7 protein-coding genes are annotated in these 6163 nt (G+C 70.2%); 3 read left to right on the top strand and 4 right to left on the bottom strand.

Annotated elements, in window-relative coordinates:
• From AC1D1T_RS29350 to AC1D1T_RS29340, 3 genes are all read right to left on the bottom strand, one after another.
• A partial coding sequence (locus AC1D1T_RS29350; protein WP_477993015.1) for a sensor histidine kinase, YfiR-like protein-associated occupies positions 1-501 on the bottom strand: 501 nt, incomplete at its 3' end.
• Positions 498-1082 carry a TOL_0243 family YfiR-like periplasmic protein gene (locus AC1D1T_RS29345; RefSeq protein ID WP_047505928.1) on the bottom strand — a complete coding sequence of 195 codons (585 nt, stop codon included), beginning with the start codon at positions 1080-1082 and terminating at the stop codon, positions 498-500. The genes AC1D1T_RS29350 and AC1D1T_RS29345, both read right to left, overlap by 4 nt.
• 1 nt (position 1083) lies before the next feature.
• Positions 1084-2976 carry a TOL_0244 family TonB-dependent receptor gene (locus tag AC1D1T_RS29340; protein WP_477993014.1) on the bottom strand — a complete coding sequence of 631 codons (1893 nt, stop codon included), beginning with the start codon at positions 2974-2976 and terminating at the stop codon, positions 1084-1086.
• Between the two features lie 90 nt (positions 2977-3066).
• Here AC1D1T_RS29340 and AC1D1T_RS29335 point away from each other — a divergent pair, with 90 nt between their 5' ends.
• Positions 3067-3777, top strand: a complete 711-nt coding sequence (locus AC1D1T_RS29335; protein ID WP_465113946.1) for an SDR family NAD(P)-dependent oxidoreductase — start codon at positions 3067-3069, stop codon at positions 3775-3777.
• A 14-nt stretch (positions 3778-3791) separates the two neighbouring features.
• Here the strand turns inward: AC1D1T_RS29335 and AC1D1T_RS29330 are convergent, their stop codons facing one another.
• Entirely contained in the window at positions 3792-4355 is a 564-nt protein-coding gene (locus AC1D1T_RS29330; RefSeq protein ID WP_047505934.1) for an NADPH-dependent FMN reductase, read from the bottom strand.
• A 323-nt stretch (positions 4356-4678) separates the two neighbouring features.
• On the opposite strand from AC1D1T_RS29330, the gene AC1D1T_RS29325 reads away from it, so the two are divergent.
• The gene (locus tag AC1D1T_RS29325; RefSeq protein ID WP_477825202.1) at positions 4679-5095 is read left to right on the top strand and encodes a hypothetical protein; all 417 of its coding nucleotides are present in this window, start codon (positions 4679-4681) and stop codon (positions 5093-5095) included.
• A 211-nt stretch (positions 5096-5306) separates the two neighbouring features.
• Positions 5307-6163: MCP four helix bundle domain-containing protein (locus AC1D1T_RS29320; protein ID WP_477993013.1), on the top strand; the 857-nt coding region annotated here is incomplete at its 3' end.

The following is a 6163-nucleotide window of genomic DNA, read 5'->3' as shown; positions in this document are numbered from 1 at the left end:
GGCCAGCACCGCCACGGCGGCGGCGATGCCGGCGTAGTCGCGGAAGCGGTCGTACAGCTCGTAGTCGGCTCGCAGGTAGACGGTGCCCAGGAACTCGCCGCCGCTGACGACGCGGCGGAAGATGACCAGGTCGCGCCCGTCGACGCGCTCCACGTCGGCTTCGGGATGCGGCGGAAAGCGCGACTGCTGCGGCGTCGCCGCATACGACGCGAACAGCTTGCCGCGCGCGTTGTACAGCGCCGCCGCATGCACCTGCGGCCGGAAGCGCAGCAGCCCGAGGTTCTCGCCCGCCGCCTTCGCATCGTCGAAGGCGAGTGCCGGCGCGGTGGTGCGGCCCATCAGCTCGGCCTGCGTGCCGATGTCGCTGACCCAGGCCTGGTGATAGGCCCGCAGGTCGTAGGCCACCAGCGCGGCGAGCGCGACCGCGACCGCCGGCAGCGTCGTCAGCAGCACGATGCCGATCAGCTTGGCGCGCAGCGAGCGGGTGCCGCGCATCGTCATGGCGTGTTCACCTTGCGGGCCACCGCCAGCAGGCGCGAGCTGACCTTCAGGCCGGCCTGCTCGACAGGGCGCAGCGCCACGTCGAAGCGCACCTTGTCGTCGACGACCAGGAAGTTGATCGCACTGCCGAGCGCGAAGGCGTCGTCGGACTCGCTGACGATCAGCAGCGGCTGGCCCTTGACGGCCGCGGTGATCTGCGCGACCCGCGCGCTGTCGCTGCGGCCGATGAACAGCACGTGCAGGCCGCTCGCCGTGTCGCCGGCGCGCAGCCGGCGCACCACGATGTCGTGGCCGTTGACCTCGCGCCCGGAGACGGCCTGCGCGAGCTCGCCGGCCAGCAGCTCCGAGCCGAGCACACCGATCGTGATCGGCGCGTGCTCGCGCTCGAAGGCCTGCGGCGGCCATTCGATGTACGCGAGGAACTTGTAGAGGTAGGCGGCCTTGATCTGGTACTCGGCGGCACTGCCCGGCGACTGGGCGGCGCAAGGCACGGCCAACCACGGGGCAAACAGCAACGGAAGGCCGAGCACGCGCCGCCGCCCGAGGCGGTGCGGCGGGTCGGCTGCCACCACCGCGCCCACGTCAATACGTCCAGGTCACCTGCAGCAGCGCGCTGCGCGCGATCTCGCTGCGGGGAACTGGGTCGCCGAACTCCGCATGCGAGGGCTGGAACAGGTTGCGGCCGACCAGCGCCAGCAGCAGGTCGGCGCGCGGCCGCCAGCCGTAGCGCAGATCCCAGGCGGTGTAAGCCGGCACCTGCGGGGCGGGCAGCGCGGCGACGCGGCGCACGTCGATGTCGAGTTCCTGCGTCGGCGTCAGGTCGATGCTGTTGCGCAGCGACCACTGGTGGTGCGGATCGTTGCCGAGCACACGCGGGCCGACCGGGTCGGTGCTGCCCGGCATCACCTGCAGGTCCTCGAGCAGCAGCGTGAAACCGGCGCTCAGCCGCCAGCGCGGCACCGGTCGCCAGTCGGCCCAGGCTTCGATGCCCCGGGTGCTGCCGTCGATCATGTTCTGCACCTGCGCGTTCGGCGGCGGCTGGCCGCTGCGCAGGCGGCTCCAGCGGGTGTGGAAGGCGGCGACCGACCAGCTGAGCTGCGCGCCCAGCTGCTCGCGCCAGCCGAGTTCGAAGACGGTGGCCACCTCGGAGATGAAGCTCGAGCCGTCGCCGATGATGTAGACCGGCCGCGGCGGCGGTGGCACCCGGAGGTCGTGATCGAGGCGGGCCGGTGCACGCACCGCACGCGAGACGGCGCCCCACAGCAGCTGTTGCGGCGCCGGCTTCCAGGCCAGGCGTGCGCTGGGCAGCTTTTCGGTGCCGGTGTAGTCGTTGTGCTCCAGCTTGGCGCCGAGCGTCAGGTCGACGGTGTCGCCCATGCGGATGCCGTCCTGCAGGAACAGGTTGGTCCAGTGGAGCGTGCGGCTCGCCGGCACGAAGCCGAAGACGACGCCGGGCTGCAYGTCGTCGCTGGCGCGCCGGTAGCCGCCGCCCCACACGAGCTGGTGCGCGCCCAGGCGCAGCGCATGCTGGGCCTCGATGTCGGCAATGCGCTCCTGCGGCCGGTACGACACCGGGTCGTCGCGTTTGCTGCGGTCGTAGTAGGCCTGCAGCCGCAGGCTCGAGTCGCCGTCGAAGCGGTGCGTCCAGCGGCCCAGCAGGTTGGCGCCGGCGGCTTCGAGCCGGCCCGCGTTGATCAGCCCGACGAAGAACTGCGCATCGGAGATGCCGCGGTAGATGTCGCCCTGCAGCGTCCAGTCGTCGCTGCCGGCCGACCCGTCGGCGCGGAACCCGGCCTGCTGCATGTCCCAGCGGTCGGTCGCTTCGGTGCCGGCCGCGGTCCGGGTGGGGCTCAGGTGCGAGCGCTTGCCATACAGGCGGAAGTGCCCGAGCTCGCCCAGCGTGCCGCCGTAGCGGGCGGCCAGCCGGCCCTCGTCGGTGCCGGCGTCGGCCACGGCCAGCACGCCCTGTGTCCCGGAGGCGGCGCGCGTGATGACGTTGATCACGCCGTTCACCGCGTTCGAGCCCCACAGCGTCGCGCCCGGGCCGCTGATTACCTCGATGCGCTCCACGTCTTCCAGCAGCAGGTCCTGCTGGTCCCAGAACACGCCGGAGAAGAAGGGCGTGTAGACGGTGCGCCCGTCGATCAGCACCAGCAGCTTGTTGCCGATGGCGTTGTTGAAGCCGCGCGCGCTGATCGCGTACTGGTTGGCGTTGACCTGCGCCACCTGCAGGTTGGGCGCCAGCCGCAGCGCCTGCGGCAGCGAGGTGGCCCCGGAGCGCCGGATCGCCTCGGGGGTGATGACGTAGACCGCGGCGGCAGCATCGCTCAGCCGCTCGGCACGGCGCGACACCGAGGTGATCTGCAGGTTGGCGAGCTCTTCGATCGAGAGATCGGTCAAGCCCGGATCCGCCGCCTGGACCGCCGACGCCGCAAAGCACAGGGCCGCGCTGGTGGCGGCGATCTTGACTCCCATCGCCGCAGCCTAAGACTTCCGGGCACGGCTGTCGAGCCGCAACTGCCCTGGGTTGCGGCGAGAATCCGCTCTCTTTTCAAGGAGCCCACGATGAACCGTCCCGCGATCGTCCTCGTAGCCGGTGGCACCGGCGCGCTCGGCAGCGCCGTCACGCAAGCCTTCGTCGATGCAGGCGCGGGCGTGATCGTCAGCTACCGCCAGCGCCGCTCGTTCGACGAGCTGCTGAAGCAATTGCGGCCCGGCGCGGTGGCGGTGCAGGGGATCGAGCTGGATGCCGGCGACGAGGCCGCGGTGCGGCAGGCGGTCGACGCGTGCCTGCAACGCCACGGGCGCATCGATGCGCTGGTCAACGCGATCGGCGGCTATGCCGGCGGTGCGCCGCTGTGGGAGCAGGACGGCGCGGTCCTCGAGCAGATGATCGGCATGAACCTGCGGGCCATGCATGCGCTGCTGCGCGCCGTGGTGCCGGCGATGCGCACGCAAGGCGCCGGGGCCATCGTCAACGTGGCCGCGATGTCGGGGCTGGGCCCGGCAGCGGGCTCGGGGCTCTATGCGGCGTCGAAGGCCGCAGTGCTCTCGCTGATGGCCACGCTGGCCGACGAGCTGCGCGGCAGCGGCGTGCGCGCCAACTCGGTGCTGCCCGGCACCATCGACACGCCGGCCAACCGCAGCGCGATGCCGCAGGCCGACTTCAGCACCTGGACCGCGCCGCAGGACATCGCGCGCGTCATCGCTTTCCTGTGCAGCGACGAGGCGCGCGCCATCCACGGCGCTGCCCTCCCGGTGCGCGGCGGGCACTGAGGCCCGCCGGCCGGTCAGCGCCGCTGGCGCTGGATCCAGGCCTCGAACTTCTGCAGCAGCTGGGTGCAGAACTCGCGTGATTTCTCGTCGCTGATCTCGCCGTTCGGCCCGAGCAGCTTCGCGACGTTGCCGATGTAGGCCTCGGGCTGCTGCAGCACCGGCATGTCGAGGAACACCAGGCACTGCCGCAGGTGGTGGTTGCTGCCGAAGCCGCCGATCGCGCCGGGCGAGCAGCTCACCACGGCAGCAGGCTTGCCCGACCAGACGCTCTTGCCATAGGGGCGCGAGCCGACGTCGATCGCGTTCTTCAGCCCACCGGGCATCGAGCGGTTGTACTCGGGTGTCGCGAACAGCACCGCGTCGGCGCGCGAGACGCGCTCGCGAAAGGCCTTCCAGGCGGCGGGCGGATCGGCCTCGGCATCCTCGTTGTAGAGCGGCAGCTCGCCGATGCCGACGATCTCGATCTTCAGCGCGGGCGGCGCGATCGGCGTGAATGCGTTCACCAGCGCGCGCGTGAATGACGCGCGCCGCAGGCTGCCGACGATCGCGACGACGTCGAGCGGGGAGGTGCTGGCCATGCGGTGTTCTCCTTGAAGTGAGCGGGATGCGAGCCCGCAGGCTACTCCGCGCCGTGCGGCGCGGCACCTCCCCTTGGAGGCACTTCCGGATTTCAAGTCTGTGGATCGCGCTCATTGTTGCGATCGAGGCAATGATCAATTCACCAAACGCCCGTCGATGAATTCAGGGTTAACCACTAGAGTTCATCCCATCGATGCTTTGTCTCCTACCAGACGACCCGTCGAGTTCGAACGAGCCGGACACGCGATGAAGGCGTGGCGACCCGCAAGAAACAAGCTCCATCCAACCTTTCATTGCCACCTTCAAGCTCAAGGAACTCATCATGAACAGCAAGCTTCTCATCGCCGCCTCCCTCGCCCTTGCCGCCGCCCACGGCGCAGCGCTGGCCGAGACCTCGTCGTATGCCGAAAGAATGCGCCTGATCGGCCGCACGCCGCAGGCCGGCGAACAAGCCCCGGCGCAATTCGTCGACAGCAACACCGGCAAGCTGCAGACCGCTGCCGAACAGCGCGCTGCCCACGCCGCCCGCATGAGCCTGATCGGCCGCACGCCGGCCTTCGGCGAAACCTCGGCGCCGGCCGTCGCCGGCGACACCTTCGCCGGCAGCGCGCAGCAGCAGTTCGAACAGCGCATGAAGCTGATCGGCCGCTCGGTGAGCCAGGGCGAACTGGCTGGCTACAACGTCGAGGCGACCAACCACCTGAGCGCCCAGCGCGCCGCCTCGCGTTCGGCCCAGTGAGCGCGGCGGCCTGGAGGCCGCTGCCGGAAGGGAAACGCCCTACGCCCCGTGTCGGTGAATGCCGCGCGGGGCGTTTCGCATGGGCGGACCGGGTGTGCAAGCCTGCGCAATACGGGACGTTTGTCTGCTTCAAGCCGGTCTATCCGTCGTCGATATCGCCTTCAGTACGCTGGTAGTGGCCTCCCGCCGCAGCGTCCTCAGGATGACCACGATGAACTTCCTCGGCAACTTCACGATCGGCAAACGGCTCGGCGCCGGCTTCCTGATCACGATCATGGTGGCGGTCGCGATGGCGCTGGCGGCCCGGCAGCAGATGGCGACGATCAGCCAGCAGGTCGGCGACCTGACACGCGACGAGATGGACAAGGTCGTCCAGCTGTCGCACATGAAGGACAACCAGAACGTGATCGCGCGCGGCGTGCGCAACATCGTGCTGTTGTCGGACAAGGCGGTCATGCAGGCCGAGCGGAAGCGCATCGAGGAGATGCGCGCGAAGAATGCCGAGATCGTCGCCGGGCTCGAAGCCACGGTGCACAGCGCCTCGACGCGCGAGCTGCTGAAGACGGTGTCGCAGACCCTGCCGCCGTACGAGCAGGCGGTCGACAAGGCGATCGCGCTCGGCTTCGCCGACGACGATGCCGCGGCGACCAAATTCCTGCTGGCCGACGTGCGGCCGATGCAGAACGCCTACTTCAAGGCCGTGGATGCGCTGGTCGAGGCGCAGCAGCAGGAGATGCGCCAGGTGGCGAGCGACATCCAGGCGGCGGCCCGCGCCGACAGCCTGCTGATGCTCGGGCTGGCCGGCCTGGCCGCGGCGTTCGGTGCGCTGATCGCCTGGGCCGTCACGCGTTCGATCGTGCGCCCGCTGAAGCAGGCCGCGGTGCTCGCCGACCAGGTCAGCGAGGGCGACCTCAGCACGACGCTGAAGATCGACTCCCACGATGAAACCGGCCACCTGCTGCGGGCGCTGCAGCGCATGCGCGACAGCCTGGTGCAGATCGTCGGCAGCGTGCGCGGCAATGCCGAGAGCGTCGCCACCGCCAGCTCGCAGATCGCGCAGGGCAACCT

The sequence above is a fragment of the Rhizobacter sp. P2_H3 genome (assembly GCF_056403355.1).
Note: the sequence above shows the minus strand (reverse complement) of the source record. Positions and strands in the feature narration are given on the sequence as shown.

Excerpts from the sequence above, each read along its gene's own strand:
- AC1D1T_RS29335 (WP_465113946.1), top strand. The coding sequence starts at position 3,067 with ATGAACCGTCCCGCGATCGTCCTCGTAGCCGGTGGCACCGGCGCGCTC.
- AC1D1T_RS29330 (WP_047505934.1), bottom strand. The coding sequence starts at position 4,355 with ATGGCCAGCACCTCCCCGCTCGACGTCGTCGCGATCGTCGGCAGCCTG.
- AC1D1T_RS29325 (WP_477825202.1), top strand. The coding sequence starts at position 4,679 with ATGAACAGCAAGCTTCTCATCGCCGCCTCCCTCGCCCTTGCCGCCGCC.